Below are 16,473 nucleotides of genomic sequence, written 5' to 3' on the forward strand. Positions count from 1 at the left end.
CGCTGTTCATAGAGAGTGTCAGCCGGGCAGGGGCAGGGGACAACACAAAACACAAAGAACAAAAGATCAAAAGACAAGGGGGACAGGGCAAGGGACCACAAGAGAAAGAGAGACCACAAAGGAGGGGTTGGGAGCGGGGTCGGGTCAGGTGCGGACGTTACGTCTAGAGCTGCGCCACCTCCGGTGGCGTGTTCGCGGCCAAGGCGCGCTCAGTGCGGCTGGGCGCGTCAGGTGCGCAGGCGGCGGTGTAGGGCACGCGGATTCGGCGAATGCGTGGTTTCAGTGCGGCGGTGTCGGTTGTGCGGGGGGCGGGAAAAGAAGCCACAAAGGCAGGGGGCGCGTCGCGGAGTTGCCACATAAGCGGTAAGAAAGGCAGAGGGCACGTCGTGAAGTTTGCCACGCCACGTTTACCGCCTATGCGGCAAGTAATGAGGTTCCCTCTTATTCAGTGAAGATGGCTCTACCGCATAGGAGGTGAAATTTCGGTCGCGTGTGTGGGTTGCCCGCGTGGGCGAGGGGCGTGTTTTAGTCGTCGTCGGCGGGAGCGGCGGTGAACGGTTCGCGGCATAGCCCGCAGAGGATCGGTCCGGCCTCGATGATTTTCTTGTGTGCGCGGATGCGCCGCGGAGTGGCGCAGCGGCACACGAATGGAGATGCGTTGCGATCCTTCGTGGCTCGCCGGCCTCGTTTGGTTCCTGCGGCATCGGTGTCGTCGACGTCTGGTCCACCGGATTCGCTGGTGTCGTCGGCACCGTGTTCGGGACGGCGGTGGGCCACGATCGCGCCGGTCAAGATATGCAGCTCTCTGCCGTAGCGTGCTGCGGTCATGTCGGGGAGCGCGGTGATTGACCAGCCCGCGCGTTGGTGGCGCACGGTGGATAGTCCCAGCTCATCAGCGAGTTCTTTGAACTTCTTGTTGTGATAGCGCCCGCTGTCGCTGGTTTCGGCGATATCCCTGGTCAACGCGAGTCCATGCGCGGCTTCGTGCAGCATCGTGGCGAGCACGGCGCGAGCGCCGGCGGCCAATCCTTCACCGCCGACGAACAATTCAGGCATCCATGCTCCGGCGCGTTCCCACCGGTCCGGGCCGAAATGGCCCAGTCGTGGTGCGCGCCCGCGCCCGAGTGATCCGGATGCGACCGCGACGACGACGTCGGGCACGTCGGGATGCCGGGCGCGAATGGATTCCCAGACGGTATCGATTGCCGTTGCTAATGGTCCGCCAACAGCCATAGTGAAACCTCCGAATTGCCCCCTAAGAGGTGACCGTGTTTCGGTCGGAGAAGATGTCTCCATTCTACCTGAAATTCCCTCTTACGAGGTGACGAGATAGGTTGTTACGCAACGGATTCACTGTCGATACCTCGCGTATTCCGCGCGCCGTGGAAGGGTGTCGGTGGGCAGGGATAGCGTGAAGGAATGGCAAAGTCGGAAACCTTCGGTGAGGGCAGCCGTGCGGTCGCGGCGCTGACGCTGGTGTGGAAGGAGATCCGGCGACGGCACCCTGATATCCCCGACGTCGTGATCATCGCTTCTCCAGGATCGACGGGTACCGCCTCGCTGCGGCTGGGCCGGTTCTCTGCGCGCCGGTGGCAGTCCGGCGAGCGCGAGTTCGACGAGTTGTTCATCGCCACCGAAGGTTTCAGCGCGGGACCGCGCTATGTGCTCGCCACGATGCTGCACGAAGCAGCGCATGCACTGGCGTACACGCGCGGGGTACAAGACACCAGCCGCGCCGGGGCCTACCACAACAGCAGGTTCAAAGAACTCGCTGAAGAACTCGGCCTCACGGCGCAGCGTGACCACGGATCGGGGTGGGCGACTACACACCTTCCTGAGCCCACCGCCACCGCCTACGCCAGCCAGCTCGCCATGCTGGCCGCGTCGATATCGGGCCACCGCCGCATCCTGTGCGGGTATTGCCAGCAGCCCTTCACCAATCGCGAAACTACCTCGTAAGAGGGAACAGTAGGTGCGGGCGGCCACTACTCCCGGACCCATCGAATCCGTTCCCGGCCAAGGAAACCGGGTGTTTGTGTCATACCCGGTCGCTACCGTGATAGGTGGTTGACGTTCACGCTGCTCTGGGGGTGAGGATGGTCGGGTCGGATCTGGAAAACCCTCGCTATGCGTTGGAGATGGATGCCCATCCACGATCCGCAGGCGGACGCGACCGAGCCGGATACGCCGAGACTAATCCTCCTGGCGGTGGGAATCATGGCCGGCGATAGCAGCATTTCCGGTCGGGGATCGCTCAGAGGTGCCGCGATGATGACCGCGGCGCTGACACCCGGTCGCGAGTATGTCGACATCACTCACGATGTCGTTTTCGAAGCGTGGCACGGCCGCGCCGGATTGACCTGTCTGGGCTGCAAAGATCGGCTCACCGTCGTCGCACTGCGAACCGGCACGCGGTTCCTTCGACATGCATCCACCGGCCGGACTCGGTCCAATGCGGGGGAGCACCACAGTGGCGAGGAAACCTATCTGCACAACCGCGCGAAGTACTGGGTGCGCAACCAACTGCGGTTGATGAGCGTGGCCGATGCCGAAGTCGAGCGTCCGGTCGCGAACCGGACACCGGACGTTTCCGGGCACTACCGTGGGCGGCTGTTCGCGGTCGAAGTCCAATGGTCACCGCTGGCAGAAGCCACTGCTCGCCAACGGACCGAAGAACTGACCACCGCCGGCGTCGACCACATCGTCTGGCTGACCCGGGACTGCGACTGGGTCTCACGACTGCCCGCGCTCGGGATCGCCGACTTCGACCCGGCCGGCGACGAGTACGAGGCGTTCACCGGCTTCTACACCGGCCACTCGCGAGGAATGCGCGAGACCCCGCAGGCGATCAGTTCCTTTCTGCGGCAATGGATCAACGACGAACTCGGCTGGGCGCACATCGACCTCAGCCGCCGAGGATGGGCCACCGTGACCGACTGGGAACACCGCACCCGACAGCAGTCCGCCACTATCACCGACCTCAAACGCGATCTCCAAGACCGAGTCGCCGAGGTCGGACGGTTGAACGCCGCGCTCGATACCGAGACCACGGCAGCCGAGAAGGCCGCCAAGGACCTCATCGAGACGACGAGCGTGGTCGATCAGCTCGAGGACAAAAACCAGCGACTCACCGCCGAACTGCGCGAGGCAACCGGTGCGCTGCACACTGCGGCCGGCCTCGCCTGGGTTCTCGCAGTCGTCGCACTCATCCTGCTGGTGCTGCTGATCGTGCTCTGAGCAGCGAAATACCCCCATCCCCGTCGGGACACGCGGTCCCGTAACCATCCGTCGAGGAGGACACCCCATGCAACGCAATCAATTCGGCAGCTTGTGCATCGAATGCAACCAAGGCGTCGCGGCCAACGCCGGGTTCATCTACGATCCGGGCGGCCGCAATCGCGTCGCGTGCGACCACTGCGTCTACATGGCCTACGGCCGACTCAAAGGCTTACTTCGCTCGGTGCCACCGTCAAACGGTTCCTGAGTGCCGCTTACTCGAGTACCCGCAGGTGCAGGACCTGAGCGGCATCGCGGAGTGCTTCCCGGCCTTCCCGGTCCGCGTTCTCTTGCCTGGCTGGGTTGTATGGCAGCCGGCCACCGTACTCGGCGCGTAACGCCGCGCAGAATTGAAGACGTTCGTCGTCAGGCTGTTCAGCGAGTTCTTCGTCGAGCCGCGCGCTCAGTTCTGCGGACTTCTCGTCGCTGATGCTGAATCCCAACGACTTAGCTAACCGGTATCCACCTGGGGTTGCGATACCGCTCCACTCCAAAACTACCGGTGGTTCCTGGGCGGCGAGATCGTCACGTGCTCGAAGAAGCAGGTTATTGGCGAGATTCTGTCGTCGCCGCGCCGGCGTGGTGTACAGGGCGCAGTCCTTCATCCGCAGCAGATCATTCGGGCTGATCTGGATCACCACAAACACCGACAAGGCGTTGTCTTGATCGTCCACGGCGACCCACGCATGTTTCTGTAGCACCCATTCAGGCTGCAGGAGGCACCGCCGAATCTCCGGTTCGCTCATCGATCCAGTATCAGCGCGGTCCGACCGGTGACCGGAATACGACCGTAAGCTGCGCGTTTCGGGCCCCCTTGCTTGTCCCCAGGAACTCGCGCCTCGGCTGCGGATTGGGGCGGGACTCACTGAACCGTCCGCTGCGCAACACATGCAGCCGGGGACGGTCGACAGGGTGGGGCACCGTGACCGACTGGCAACAGCACACCCCCCCGCCCAGACCGAGGAGATCGCGGCGAAGAAGCGTCAACTCGCCGCGGCACCGACCGAGCGCGACGAGCTACGCTCCAAATTAGAGACCACCCGCAAGACATTGCGCACCGCCACCGCCGAACTCACCCGCGCAACGACCGATCACGCACGCCGGGCCGCGCTGGTCGACTTCCTGAACCACTACAACCCCGATCGGCCCATGCCGGGATCGGCCACCAGGCGCCGGCCAGCCGAGTCCCGCTACGCGACTACCGCCTCACCGACACCGGCATCATCGACCCAGTGCTGCCAGTGTTCGGACCTGAACAGCTGGGGTTCGAGATCACTACCGTGGAACCAACGTCCTGAGACACCACAGCTAGGAGGTGGGGGACATCAGGGGCGGACATGGGATTGTCACCATGTTGTAACGCCCTGCAAGTGCATTTGATCGAACGGGGCACTGTAAAGTTTCCGAGCAACCCGTTATTTGCAGTTCACGCTATGACGTGTGGTGTATACGACGAAGTGGCAGCCTCGGCTGGGTGCCATGTGTCGCAAAGCCTTGTGGCATCTTACATATGGCTACATCTCGGGAGCTATGCAAGGCTAACGACCGATACCGTATGAGCGTCCTGTAAGGGGCGAAGTGCTCGGGCCGGCAGTTCGCAGCTGACGACCCGAGCGCTCCAATCACTGCGGCGAGCCGGGCATCCTATCCGCTATCGCTCGCAGTGGCAGGGCAGACAGCCTGGTGATGGCTGCCAGGCTGTCTCTGCCTGTCAGGGAGCAGAACGCCGAGATGGCGTCGAGTCCCATGGCGAGAGCCTTGCAGCACCGTCGAGCTGTTTCCTGCCGGCTGGGGGGAGTGGGTTGTTCCTCGTCCCCAGCCGTGTCCGGTACGTCGGACGGATCCAATGGACCTCCTTACTGCCCGGCCGCCGACGGTGTCGGTAGCCGTGGCCGCCGACGTGTTTCGGCGGCCGGCCCGGGTGCCCTCCCGCAGGGAAAGGGGGTTCGCAGCAAGGAAATTCGGATGGATCGGATTCGCGCACGCCGAACAAGGCGACAGTGTAGAGACGAGGTTCGACGTGCCCGCCGGTTAGCTCGCCCTGTCGAGCCGTTGATGAGACCCGCAGCGAATTCGCAACTTTCGTACCGGTAGTTCGCCTACCGCGCCGAGCCTGTTGTCGGTGGCGAACTGGATTCATCGCAACGCGATCCGAGCCCGCCGGCGACCACCCAGGGTGCCCAACGGCCAGCGACGCGAGCCGCCACGCCTAGGGATCGGCGGGTGGCTACTAGTCGATCGGATAGTCGGCGGACGCGCGGAACTCCCGCCGGCTCGTTCGGCGACGAGGGGGCGGTGGCGGCGCGCAGCGGCGCAACGCTCATGAGGGGGACTCCGGTGTTCGGTTTCGCGCTGGGACAATTGGTGGAGCGGTGCCGTCACCCGCGTCGCGGGCGCTGGCGGCGTCGGGAGGTGTAGGCCATCTGGTGAGGTCCTACCCTTGCTCCCCGTGGCCGGGGTGCTGGCCGGGGAAGCTCGACGGAACAAGCCTGGCATTAAACAGGGACAGAATGCTCGTGTTCGGTGTCCACGCGCAAGCCCTACTGGCCAGTATTTTAGTTCGCCCGTACAAGAATCTTGGCCAGCGTCAATAGCCGAGCCGAATTTTTGCTGAGGTAGACGGTGGCTACCGTTCAGTAAGATCCAGGTCTTTCGTTCACATTGTTCGTTATCTAATCGTTACATATCTTGCTTGGTTACTCGCGAGTATGAGCCTTCCACCGGGCAGGAAGTGAATCCACCACAGTTGGTGTCGAACTTCAATTTTGTGCATACACCGTTGTAGTATCGTTACAGTGCTCGAATACTCGGGAGTAGCTGTCCAGCGATTGAGGTGCAGTCTGCAGCGGCCGTACGGGGGCACTCGAATGCGCGTTCGGGTGGGGAGCGCTAGTTGGGATGTTGGGATGCCGTCCAGCTCGATGATCACCTCGAAGATCTATTTGGGTGGCTCCGAAACATCACGCAACCCGCAGAACCTCCGAGGCAACGCGCACCATCGGCCCGAGGGGTCTGTGCTGCTGCCCCCTCGGCAGCGGCCAGGGGCGGCTATGGTCCCGGCGGGACCATGTATCGGCGGGTTTGGCCGAGTCGGCTTGGTGGCCGTCGACGAACTCCGGGAAGCGTCTCATCCTCGACGGGCGCGAGGCGGGTGATGTCGGCCGTCCGCTGATAGATGCCGGGTCTCATTCGCCGACCGCCTCGCTCAAGTGGACCGTGTACTCGGGTGGACGCAACCCCTGGTGACCGGAGGCGTGTAGATGACATATCCGCACTGGATGCAGTGGTGCGTTCGGTGCCCACCGCCCGCCGCGGCAGGGCATGCCATCGATCCGATCAGAACGCGTCCTTTGCCGAGGTCGTGCCCTCGGGGGCAGGCGATCGGTGTCGGCTCTTCCCAGCCCGCGCGCGTCCGATACAGCCGGCCGGGCTCAACCACCTGTCCGGTGCTGAGCCGGTACACCGGAATGAAGTCATCGAACACGCTTTCGACCCTTGCACGGACTGGTGCGTCCGCTCGGGATAGTCTGCGGGGCGTGGTGAACGTAGGTGATCAGGTCCGGATAGGAACAAGCGGCGTCTCGCTGTTCACCGTCGTCGAGATCGAGGCCGACCACGCGCGGTAGTCGAGTCGGTCCAGGACGCACCCGGTCGCTATCAGTGGACCGTGCGAGTGGCCGATCTCGTGCCAGCCGAGGGCTGATCTCACGAGACCACGGGGCATACTGGCTGGTCCGATCTATTTTCCGGCGAAGGAGGCGTGGCTGATGCTGTCGGAGGTCGACGCCGTCGGGGGCTGGAGTTTCCACGAGAACGGGACGCTGACCAAACGCAAGTTCCGGCGGGAGCTGGCGGTGTGGCAGGACGGGACCTTCTACCACTTCCAGGTCGACAGCGCAGCGAGGGTGCTGAAGATGGGGCGCCGCAGCACCTTATCCGCGGCCAAGCAAGCCGCGGAGAAGGCGGCGCGCCCCACCGAGCCTGCCTAGCGTGGTTCGACCGGCACCTTCGGCGCGCCGAGCAGAGCCGAGACCGTAGCCCGTTCGGCGGCCAGATCGACCGGTGCGCCGGCGAGGGTGTCGAGCAGCTGCTGTAGCGGCCACCGGTGCAGGGCGCCGTAGCGGGCGGAGTAGAGGGCCACGGTGTGGATGGCGAAGGTGTCGGTGGTGTCGAACAGGACGTAGCCGATGACCTGGTAGATATCGGCCAGCGACAGCGAGTCCGAGCGCTGGCCGGTTTTGCGGTTGAGGCTGCCCAGCCGGGTCTTGAGCTCGACCAGGACGCCGTCGACGATCAGGTCGGCATCGGCGCCGCAGTGCAGCGAGGCGGCGAAGGTCGGTCCCAGCGTCACCCGCTTTGGCGCGGCGGACAAGATTTCGGCCAGTTCGGTGACCGCGAGCGTGTAGAGCGATCGCAGCTGTGCGACGGCATCAGCAGAAGCGAGGCCGAGCAGTGTGTCGACGGTGAAGGTGCCGGTGCGGAGGGGATCGGCCAGCGGGGAGGTGGGCAAGACGAATGGGTTGCGATACAGCTCGGTGCACAACGCCAGCGCCCAGCTCGCGCGGGCGGCCGTCGTGAATGTGTGTTCGGACAGTGGGCGCGTGTGTGCGTGGCCCGCCAGTTCGGCCAGCTCGGTGACGGCATCGAGGTAGTTGGGGCGGTTGAAGATCGGTTCGGCGATGATGGCGGTTTGTGGGAGGTAGGCGGGGTCGAGGGTGAAGCGCAGCAGGTAGTCGAAGGCGGCGCCGACGGTGCCCGGACTGGCGCCGTTGCCCTCGACCAGCAGTGTGCCCGCCGAGGCCCGGTAGTCGGCTTGGACGGGTTTGAGATTCGGGAACCGATGGTCGAGGTAGCCGCGCAGCGGACAGTTCTTGTCGGCGATCGCGCCGGTCAGATTCGAGTATTGGTAGCTCATGCGCATGACTGTGACATCAGGCACTGACATGTCGGTGGCTGATGCGACCATGAGGACCGTGTCACGTTCTCGATAAGGGCGGGAACGTCTTTCAGACAGCAGGGGATCAATCATGGGGTACACCTACATATCTCGCTACGAGGCCGAGGATCTGTGGAAGATCGGCAAGGCGACGACGTTGAGTACGCGGCAGTCCTCGCTGCGCACCGGCGCCAAGGAGAAGCTGCGGCTCTACGACTACGTCGAGACCGAGCACGCGCTCGAGGGGGAGCGGTTCCTCAAACGCCGGTGGGTGGCGCGCAAGCACCGCTACCGCAAGGAGGTCTACCGGCTGACCGAAGCCGAAGTCCGCGCCGGTCTCGGCGAGCTCGAGCGGTGGCTCGTCGATGAGCTGCCGACGCTGCTCGCCGAGACCGCCCAGGTCGCCGAACTCGACACCGTCGACAACACCGAAACCATGGTCGATCCCACCGACGAGATCACCGCCGCGCACCGCCGGCTGGTGCAGATCGAGGCCGAGCAGCGGGCCCTGGCCGACGAGGCCGAACCGCTACGGCGCGCGATCCTGCTCGCGATCGGCAAGGACCGCGGCATCACCGGTGTCGCCACCTACGACAAGGCTGATTCCAACCGCTGGTTCGACGCGGAGAAGTTCGAGGCCGAACACCCCGACATCGCACGCCAGTTCCTCAAGACCAGCGTCGATGGCATGGCGGTAAGAAAGCAGTATCCCGACCTGCACGAAGCGTTCATGCAGCCGCCCAAGAAACGCACGTTCATCCTGATCGAGGACCTCGGCGCCTGACCGCGCCACCCACCGGCCCGCGCTACCTTGAGGGTTTGCGGGCCGGTGCATGTAGGGGCGCATATGGGACTCGTCACCGTCGAGGCCGCTAGCTGCCTCCGCATGGAAGGCCTGCGGCGATCCCAGAGTGCACGCGGTGGTGCGCTCCGGGCAGACCGTGCACACGGTCAGTCTCGGGGAGTGGATCGGCGAGGAAATCGTCCCAGAGCTGCTGTGCCGCACCGGCGTGGCTGGCTGGTCACCGACCGTCCCGGAGCCCGCACGCGCCGAAGTCTCCTGCGCGCGCTGCCTGCGCCAGCTCGGCGGGGTGCGCACCCACCGAGCGGCTGCCCTTGTTCGGCGAGAGCTGACGGTCCTGCGCCCGCTCGCGGATGTCCACACCCAGATCGGCAACTCAGCTGAGTTGGTGGCGTAGCCGTCGGCGAGCGCGGCGGCGCACACTCGGGTGCCCGCAGGTCAGGGCCAGCGCGATGCGTATCCGTGCCGACGCCCATCGCGTCGCCGGAGTGCTCAGGTATGCGCCGACCTGGGTCGGCTGCTCGTCGTCCATACCTATCCGACGGGGACACCGAGGTCTGCGGTTCCCCGCGGCGAGCCGATTGTCCGGCTGATGTCCCCACACTGTGAGGCACAGCCACGGGAAGATTCCGGTTTCGCGCACGAGAATGAGAGTCCGTGCACGGTGCGGTCAGTCGAGGCACCACCGCCGCCGATTGGGTCGAGCGCGTCACCGTCGAGGGCGCATGTCGGGGTGGCCATGCCCGGGACTGTACGAGAAAGGTTCGACAGGACTTGTTGCACACCAACCGTTTTCGACACGTTTGTTGAACACCGCTCGGGCGTGGCCCACGTGGCGATTCGCTCCGGCCGGGGCCGGTGTCCAAGAAACGAACGATTTCCAACATCCCATCTGGGTGGCTATGAAGCTTCTTCTGGCACAGGGGGCCAATCCTGCGGTAAGACGTTGCCCGGCTTTTGACTGCTGTCCTGGTCCCAGTCGAATACCGGGGCAGGCGGTCCCCACTGTCTCGGACTGACGAAGCGGATGACTCTGCCGCCGAAATCCACCCCCAGGAACCGGGTTTCGCCGAAGAAGGCCGCGCCGTCGAACACTGCGTCGCCGCTGAAGGTCGCGCCGTCGAACACTGCGTCGCCGCTGAAGGTCGCGCCGTCGAACACTGCGCCACCGCCGAAGGTGGTGCCGACGAACCCGAGACCAAGGGAAAACGTTGCGCGGTCGAACACAGCATCGCCTGAAAACGTCGCGCCTCCGAACCAGGCGCCGCGGACGAACCTTGCACCCTGGAACTCGGCTAAGTTGGCGAACTTCGCGTCTCCGAACCCGGCTTCTTGAGAGAACGTCGCATCTCTGAACCCGGCATAGCCGGCGAACGTCGTGTGGCCGAATCCGGCGGTCCTCATGAACGTCGCCTGACCGAACCCGACCATCTCGGCGAAAGTCGTGCGGTCGAATCCGGCACGGCCATACCACGTCGTACCGTGGAACCCGGCAGCGTCGGAGAACGTCGTACCGTCGAACTCGGCGGTGTCGAAGAATGTCACGCCTCTGAACCCGGCATAGTTGCCGAATGTTGTGCGGCCGAACCTGGCATGGCCGCAGAACGTCGCGCCATCGAAGGTGGCGATGCCGGCGAAGGTCACCTGGCCGAACCCGACGTCGTTGGTGAATGTCGCGCCATCGAGCCTGGTGGTGCCGGAGAACGTCGCTCGCTCGAACCGGCATGTGCCAGCGAAGGTTGTGTTGCTGAATTCGGTGTCTTCGAGGTGTGCGGTGCGGAAGTCGAAATCGTTTGCCGACCAGCTGTATTCGGCCGCGGGCCGCAGGTGGTCGGCGATGACCCGGACGATGGTCGCGCGGACTTCGCGGTCGTTTTGCCGGTATTCGAGGTGCTGTTCTTGTTCGGCGCCGACCTGGGATCGGTCTCGGACTGTGCGGCGTCTTTTGACGATCAGTTTGGATTGGTGGTTGGCACCCAGTTCCGGATCGTAGGGCAGACGCAGGTAGCCGCAGAGCACGTCGATGCACTGCTGGCGGCGGCGGCCGTCGCTCTCGTCGGCGACTCCGGCCATGGCGTAGACCCCGGCGATGCGGACCGCGACATCGGTCGCGCCGAGCTGGGCGGCCGCGGCGCCGAAGCGTTCGACGAACCGGCTCTGCTCGAGATCGCGTTGGCGCCGGTAGGCGATCACCAGGGCCACGACACCGCCGACGCCGGCGACCACGGTCAACGCGACGCGGGTGACGTCGATCTCGGCGGCTTGCTTGCTCGGGTCGACGGGGGTGAGCCAGCGCAGGAACGCGTAGGCGGCGACGGCCACACCCAGCCCGGCGAGCAGCGCCGCGGTGACCGCGGGGAACAACCGTATGCGTCCCGCACGGCGGCTCAACGCCGCACGCGCGTCCTTACCCAACCGTGCGCGAGGCGCGCTCGCCCTCCCAGCCATCGCATGATTCTGCTCAACGCCGACAGCCGACGGGACCGAGTTGCCGAGAAACTGATCGATTTACGCACATGCGGCGCGGCCGCAGGGAGGGCAGCTGCGACCAAGGCCAGGCACCGAGAAAGGCAGCAAGGCCATCAAGAAGCATGCTCGGCGCCGACGGTCGAAGGCCGTAGTTGAACCGTATCGTCCGACTGACATGAATCGCCGCAGCATCCAGAGATCGCCGCAGACCAGCGAGCACTGGGGAGAATTCGGCCATGACGGATTGGACACCTTCCATGGGAAGCCTGGAGGGCAAGGACGACGACGACGTCCTCCGCCACATCTCCTACTTCGACAGCAAAGCTGCGGATTACGACGGTCAGGGCGAGGAGGACGCTGCCGCGCAGTGTCGCGACTCTGCCGAGAAATATAAGGGCGAGGCTAGGCGCCGCGGCCTGATATCTCCCGAGGGCTAGGTGTGCTGTCTCGGGAGATTGGTTGCACGGGTTTCGATCCAAGGATCAGCTGTTCGGGGCCGATGACCGGAAGGTCGCGAGTGGTTGGGCTCGCTGGGCAGGGGCCGGTGAGCCGGTAGTTGCGTTGCGGAACGCGGCTGCTGGGTGATCGATGGCCGATGCCGGCGTGCGGCCGGTCGTGGTTGTAGGTGTTGAGGAAGTCGACCAATGCGGCTCGTCGTGCCTGCTCGGAGTCGTATTCGCGGACGTAGGCCCATTTCTGGGCCAGCGTGCCATTGAAACGCTCCGCCTTCCCGTTGGTCCGGAGCGTGTAGGGCCGGGGGCGCTTGTGCGTGGTCCCGGTCTCCTCCAAGGCATTAGCGCAGCGGCGGGACCGGTAGCAGGCGCCGTTGTCGGTGAGTACAGCGGGTCGTGAAGCGAACTACAAGGGGAGCCAAGAGAATCGGCCGTCGGCAATCATGCCGACCGTGATGCCAGCCGCGGTAACCAGAATGCCGACGAGCGCGATGCTCAGATCAGTGAACGCCTCTACACGACTGCGGTCGCGTAGGGAAGAGACCGCCGAGTGAGCGGCCTCACGCGCGGCAGCGTCGGCCGACTGCGCCAGTTCCCGGACGTTGCGCTGCGAGTCGTCGACTCGTTGGCGAAACGCTTGGAGGTCTCTACTGAGGGCCACGAGCTGGGTCGACATCATTTGGATCTGAATTTGCAGTGGCCGACTCGGATCGATTCCGGACCGTACATCTACTGTCGCGGCATGGGCGGTGGCGATAGCTTCTGCGGCCCGTACGGTGACCGCAGCATCGCGTCGGAGACATGGGAACAGCCTCGCGCTGTAATGGCGAACCTTGTTGGCGAGCCAGTCCGCCCGGCGGGAGATCCACCGGCGTAAGCGCCTGTTGGAGTTCCTGTTCCACGCGAACCAAAGCCCATAGACCGTAGTGAGTGTGCCAATCAACTCAAGCCAGTCACCGACTGTTGCCATGCGCTCACCGTAAAACCGTTCGCAGACGGCGGTAGCGGTTTACATCAGTTCAGGACCGGGCTCGGGAGTTGAGTGCCGTGCCAACGGAACCGCCGGGAGCGGTGGCATCGTCCGGGGTTGAGGTCGCGACGTGCGACGCGAAGTCTGCCAGCGGTCGCGAAACTGTCGACATCAAGGTTCCAGGCTCATCGTGCGTTTGGCTTACGCATGCGTTTGGTCGGGTGGCGTTGCAGATGCAGGCGCAGTGGACTTCGACATCGCAGGCCGGGCGGGTGAGTGATGTCGGGAGGCACCTTTGACCACAGACGGGTCCACACCGTAGAACCAGCGGAGGGTAGACCAGCAATCCGCCTACGCATCCGGTCGAGGTATGTCAGCCTTCGATGAACTGTTGGGTTCGGAAGACGTCGTCGGGACGGGAGCGGAATGAACGCGGAGGAGCGCTACACGGCAAATAAGAAGGAGTGGATCGCCGGTCGGCTTGAAACGGCACCGCCGTTGGGTCCGAGGCAGAAGAGACTCATTCGGTCGGTGTTTGCGTCACTTCACACAGAAGAAGAACGGCGGGCGCACCTGGATTCGTCAGTGCCTCAGCAGGAAGCTGTCGTCGCTACCGAAGCGCCTTGCGAGAAGACGTTCGAAGTGGACGCAGTCGAACCCCGGTTGTACACAGTCGCGGAGGCGGCGCAGCTGCTCCAAGTGACTGCGGACTGGTATCTGAAGCAGCTGCGGGGGAGGAAGCTACCTGGCCGTAAAGCCGGCCGATCGTGGCGGCTAGCGCGGGAGGACATCCAGGCCGCCATCGACTCGATGGTGGTGCCTGCTTTCACGCCGATGCCTGACCCTTTGGGGCTCTCCCCACTCAGCCGGCGTCGATTGCAGAGAGGACGATCGTGAGCGAGCAATTGATCGACATCGCTGCTTTGAAACAACTCATTCGGGACGTTGCCATGCCGGGTGGGGCGGACACACAGGTTTTGAAGCAACTGATCCGTGAGACACTCGCCGAGATGAGCGTCGACACCCGGCCGTACAGCTACAACACCAAAACCGCTATGGCCGCAACAGGTCTGGCGAAATGGAAACTGATGGAGCTGATCCGCGATGACCGGCTCGCCGTCCGCCAGGAAGGGAAAAAGCTCATTATCGACGGGGACAGCCTTCGTCGTTACATCGACTCATTACCTCCGCGAGGGTTGGCGTAAGCGTCGCTCCTGTTCCTCCGTGAGGTGGCTTGTGCTCGGTCTCAGCATGTGGTGATCGTGGTTGGAGCAGCGGTTGAGGAAGTCCACAGCATGGGACGGTGTGCCTGTCTCGGAGTGGTAGGAACGGACATAGGCCCCCATTCGCGAAGGCAGGGCCGCCTTGAAACGTTGGACCTGTCGCCAGTGTGTGAAGGGTGCCGTGCACGGCGCACTGTCGGCTGTTCGGGTCGTCTCCCCGGTCGGTCCAGGTGATCTCAATCCCGCGCTGTACCATGTCAAGTGACGTGTAGTGTAGTTTGTATACTATAGTGTAGTTTGTATACTACATTCCGGCCGGAATGTTTCATTCCGAAAAGGATACTCGTCAAGAGAACGGAACCCCCGGAGGCTCAATAAGCCGTCCGGGGGCCGTTCACCACTAGCAGCAGCGATCCGTCAGGTTTGCCGGCCCGTGATCGCAGCTAGCAGGCGCGCCGCCAGCTCGGTGATCGTCCTGATCGCAGAGCTGGCGGTATCGTTTCCGCTCAGCACCACACAGACGTTCACCACAGTCCGAACCCACAGAAGTGAGTCCGATATCCGCCGCAGGTGTCTTCGGCGGCATGGCGGTGGTGGTGGTGTGTTCGATTCCGGCTGAGCCATCTCTGGCACTCGGCCTTCCTCTCCTCGTAGGAACCCGCCGCGGGAGTGCGACGGGGTGAGGCCACCCCGCACACTGCGGAGGAGCCTCATCCATCGCGCTCACATCGTGGGTACGACACAAGGAGATCGGCCAATCGGATCACTCCGACCAAACACTGACCGACTGGCTCAGAGTCTAGTCCGCACCCCCGATAGGACAGTGATTTGCGGGTACCCGCTCGCGCGACCCGCCAACGCGGATTGATGCAGTACGCAATAGAGCAGCGCATCGACGGTGGGATAAAGGTAGGATCGCGGTATGAGCACGCGGAAGGTCAGTTTGACCCTGCCGGAAGAGCTGGTGGTCCGGGCGGAAAACGCGGTGAAAGCAGGCCAAGCCCGCTCGGTCAGCGCGTACATCGCTGCGGTGGCAGGCTCTGGTGAGGCGCGCGCGACGGTGGATGAGATTATCGCTCGGTGGCGCGGCGAGCACGGTGAACCAACCGCAGCGGAACTGGCCGACGCTGAGGCACGCACCCGGGCGCTGTTCGATCGTGCCGATCGCGCGCACCGCGCCCACGGCGCCGCGTGAGGCCCACCTCGGCCGGAACCATCCTCGACGCGTCCGCCCTGACCGCCTTGCGCCGCAGCATCTTCGCCCAGACCGTGGTCCAGTTCAGCGTGCGGGAGCAGCGCCCATTGGTCATTCCGGCGACCAGCCTTTACGTCGCGGTACTGGCTGGGGCTAACGCGGCGGACTTCGACGCGTCCGGCTACACGGTCATTCCATTCAGTCAGGCAATCGTGCCCGGCGTTGCGGCGGTCGCTCTGACTGCGGGCGCACCGATCGCGCCGGATGTCGCGCACGTCGTCTGGGAAGCTCAGGTAACCGGATATCCGGTGCTGACCGACGATCCTGCGGTATACGGCTCGATCAACGTTCCGATCGACCTAGAAGTGCTCTGACCAGGCATGATGAACAGCACTAAACTTTCGTTTTGACGCTCCGCGGCACGCTGCTAGCTTCCTGATCAGCACAGCGCTTGCGCCGATTGACCTTGTAAGCGAAAGGTCGTCAGTTCAATCCTGACAGGGGGCTCAAACGTGTGAGCACGTCCGACAGACGTGCTCACACATTTTGGATCAGGTGGCACACTGCTCAACAGGCTTGACCAGGAGGTCGCGAGACGCTCGACTCAACGTCGTCGGCGAGCTAGAAGCGATCCGTGCCGAGTTCGGCTCAGCGGCGTACCGGTCATGAGTTGCTCGTTGTGCACCAGGAGCTGCGCTCGCGCGCAGTAGAGGCGATCAGTAGGACAACCAGATCGCCGAAGGAACCGTACCCCCGGTTGGTCCGTCAAACCGGTATGGACAACATACAGGTGTTACATTCCCGCCGGTACCGAGGGGTTGCGCGGCACGATGGCTGCTGTTCGGCTCCGGCTCAAGTTATGGGCCATGGGTGTTCTGCCATCAACCGTCGGAGTCGGCACCCCAGCGGTCGGGTCGCTTATCTCATAGCGGGTTTGGACTGATCGTTAGACGCAGTGTGGAACCTTGTTCTGGTCGCTCGTTGCTGTGCGCACCCATCCGCAATCGGCCCCGAGTCGAATAGTTAACAGTCCCCAATGCTTTCAGGTTCACTCGGTGTGCTCAAGCCGTTGGTGAGACTCCTGGGCCGGAAAGGTTCAGCCCTCTACGATCAGCGCGGTTGGGCTGTCGGTAGGACTGTGCAGATTGTG

General features: G+C 63.9%; 17 protein-coding genes. 11 read left to right on the forward strand and 6 right to left on the reverse strand.

The annotated features are described in order from the left end of the window. Positions 1 to 525: 525 nt before the first annotated feature. The gene (locus ON39_RS03210; protein ID WP_040730659.1) at positions 526 to 1,233 is read right to left on the reverse strand and encodes a hypothetical protein; all 708 of its coding nucleotides are present in this window, start codon (positions 1,231 to 1,233) and stop codon (positions 526 to 528) included. 186 nt (positions 1,234 to 1,419) lie between these two features. Here ON39_RS03210 and ON39_RS03215 point away from each other — a divergent pair, with 186 nt between their 5' ends. The 3 genes from ON39_RS03215 to ON39_RS03225 all read left to right on the forward strand — a co-directional run bounded on the left by ON39_RS03215 (position 1,420) and on the right by ON39_RS03225 (position 3,484). Next, complete coding sequence (locus ON39_RS03215) at positions 1,420 to 1,959, forward strand: hypothetical protein (protein ID WP_051186247.1); 540 nt, start codon at positions 1,420 to 1,422, stop codon at positions 1,957 to 1,959. Positions 1,960 to 2,268: 309 nt separating this feature from the next. After that, a complete protein-coding gene (locus ON39_RS03220) occupies positions 2,269 to 3,237 on the forward strand; it encodes a competence protein CoiA family protein (protein ID WP_146251087.1) in 969 nt (322 codons plus the stop codon). Between the two features lie 67 nt (positions 3,238 to 3,304). Then, complete coding sequence (locus ON39_RS03225; RefSeq protein WP_040730662.1) at positions 3,305 to 3,484, forward strand: hypothetical protein; 180 nt, start codon at positions 3,305 to 3,307, stop codon at positions 3,482 to 3,484. 7 nt (positions 3,485 to 3,491) lie between these two features. Here ON39_RS03225 and ON39_RS03230 read toward each other — a convergent pair whose 3' ends face one another. Further along, positions 3,492 to 4,022 carry a hypothetical protein gene (locus tag ON39_RS03230; protein ID WP_040730664.1) on the reverse strand — a complete coding sequence of 177 codons (531 nt, stop codon included), beginning with the start codon at positions 4,020 to 4,022 and terminating at the stop codon, positions 3,492 to 3,494. A 3,021-nt stretch (positions 4,023 to 7,043) separates the two neighbouring features. Here ON39_RS03230 and ON39_RS03235 point away from each other — a divergent pair. Further along, positions 7,044 to 7,265, forward strand: coding sequence for a hypothetical protein (locus tag ON39_RS03235; protein ID WP_040730666.1), 222 nt, complete (start codon positions 7,044 to 7,046; stop codon positions 7,263 to 7,265). Here ON39_RS03235 and ON39_RS45565 read toward each other — a convergent pair. Further along, entirely contained in the window at positions 7,262 to 8,191 is a 930-nt protein-coding gene (locus ON39_RS45565; RefSeq protein ID WP_146251086.1) for a hypothetical protein, read from the reverse strand. The genes ON39_RS03235 and ON39_RS45565 overlap by 4 nt on opposite strands. Before the next feature lie 112 nt (positions 8,192 to 8,303). On the opposite strand from ON39_RS45565, the gene ON39_RS03245 reads away from it, so the two are divergent. Together ON39_RS03245 and ON39_RS03250 are read left to right on the forward strand one after the other, a co-directional pair. Next, complete coding sequence (locus tag ON39_RS03245) at positions 8,304 to 8,996, forward strand: GIY-YIG nuclease family protein (protein WP_040730668.1); 693 nt, start codon at positions 8,304 to 8,306, stop codon at positions 8,994 to 8,996. A gap of 136 nt (positions 8,997 to 9,132) precedes the next feature. Further along, positions 9,133 to 9,411: a hypothetical protein gene (locus ON39_RS03250; protein WP_146251085.1), complete on the forward strand. Its 279-nt coding sequence runs from the start codon at positions 9,133 to 9,135 to the stop codon at positions 9,409 to 9,411. 503 nt (positions 9,412 to 9,914) lie between these two features. On the opposite strand, the gene ON39_RS03255 is transcribed toward ON39_RS03250, so the two are convergent. Continuing rightward, on the reverse strand, positions 9,915 to 11,378 hold the full coding sequence (locus ON39_RS03255; protein ID WP_110293515.1) for a pentapeptide repeat-containing protein: 1,464 nt from the start codon (positions 11,376 to 11,378) through the stop codon (positions 9,915 to 9,917). A gap of 341 nt (positions 11,379 to 11,719) precedes the next feature. Between ON39_RS03255 and ON39_RS03260 the strand changes: the two genes are divergently transcribed. Next, entirely contained in the window at positions 11,720 to 11,920 is a 201-nt protein-coding gene (locus ON39_RS03260; protein WP_146251084.1) for a hypothetical protein, read from the forward strand. Here ON39_RS03260 and ON39_RS51355 read toward each other — a convergent pair. After that, positions 11,886 to 12,272, reverse strand: a complete 387-nt coding sequence (locus tag ON39_RS51355; RefSeq protein ID WP_083894212.1) for an integrase core domain-containing protein — start codon at positions 12,270 to 12,272, stop codon at positions 11,886 to 11,888. The genes ON39_RS03260 and ON39_RS51355 overlap by 35 nt on opposite strands. A gap of 69 nt (positions 12,273 to 12,341) precedes the next feature. Further along, a complete protein-coding gene (locus tag ON39_RS48385; protein WP_146251083.1) occupies positions 12,342 to 12,905 on the reverse strand; it encodes a hypothetical protein in 564 nt (187 codons plus the stop codon). Between the two features lie 426 nt (positions 12,906 to 13,331). Here ON39_RS48385 and ON39_RS51360 point away from each other — a divergent pair, with 426 nt between their 5' ends. The 4 genes from ON39_RS51360 to ON39_RS03285 all read left to right on the forward strand — a co-directional run bounded on the left by ON39_RS51360 (position 13,332) and on the right by ON39_RS03285 (position 15,697). Then, positions 13,332 to 13,802, forward strand: a complete 471-nt coding sequence (locus tag ON39_RS51360) for a helix-turn-helix domain-containing protein (protein WP_051186250.1) — start codon at positions 13,332 to 13,334, stop codon at positions 13,800 to 13,802. Beyond that, a complete protein-coding gene (locus ON39_RS03275) occupies positions 13,799 to 14,110 on the forward strand; it encodes a hypothetical protein (RefSeq protein ID WP_040730681.1) in 312 nt (103 codons plus the stop codon). Before ON39_RS51360 ends, ON39_RS03275 begins: the two co-directional genes overlap by 4 nt. Before the next feature lie 940 nt (positions 14,111 to 15,050). Beyond that, on the forward strand, positions 15,051 to 15,323 hold the full coding sequence (locus ON39_RS03280; RefSeq protein WP_040730684.1) for a hypothetical protein: 273 nt from the start codon (positions 15,051 to 15,053) through the stop codon (positions 15,321 to 15,323). Beyond that, the gene (locus ON39_RS03285; RefSeq protein ID WP_040730687.1) at positions 15,320 to 15,697 is read left to right on the forward strand and encodes a hypothetical protein; all 378 of its coding nucleotides are present in this window, start codon (positions 15,320 to 15,322) and stop codon (positions 15,695 to 15,697) included. The genes ON39_RS03280 and ON39_RS03285 overlap by 4 nt, the downstream gene beginning before the upstream one ends. The last annotated feature ends 776 nt before the right edge of the window (positions 15,698 to 16,473 follow it).

Origin of the sequence: Nocardia tenerifensis NBRC 101015 (genome assembly GCF_000308715.1) — a bacterium.
GTDB lineage: Bacteria > Actinomycetota > Actinomycetes > Mycobacteriales > Mycobacteriaceae > Nocardia > Nocardia tenerifensis.